We start from the raw sequence: 309 nt of genomic DNA, 5'->3' as shown, positions 1-309 counted from the left end.
GCAATTTTAGAAACATCAATCAATATTACCACCGCCTTTTAGGCGATTCTTAAAATTTGCCCTGGCTTAAGCTTATTTGGGTCTTTTCCGATAACACTTTTATTTTTGTTATAAATTTCTCTCCACCTGCTTCCGTCTCCCAAAACTTTTTTCGCAATTTTCCAGAGGCTATCACCCGGTTTAACAGTGTAGGTCTTGAATGGTGGCGGTGAAGGTCGTTTCTTTGATAACTGCTGTTTACTTTTTTTCTCGGACTCAGTATATACCACTAATTCCCGGGCTTCCACAAGCTCTATAGTGTACTGGCAA

1 protein-coding gene is annotated in these 309 nt (G+C 39.8%); it reads right to left on the bottom strand.

The window, feature by feature from the left end:
* Positions 1-38 precede the first annotated feature (38 nt).
* The coding region (locus tag ULO1_RS11170; protein WP_143325454.1) for a LysM peptidoglycan-binding domain-containing protein at positions 39-309 on the bottom strand (271 nt) is incomplete at its 5' end.

The organism is Carboxydocella sp. ULO1, assembly GCF_002049255.1.
Classification (GTDB): Bacteria; Bacillota.
The sequence above is the reverse complement of the archived record's forward strand: the minus strand, read 5'-3'. Positions and strand labels throughout refer to the sequence as shown.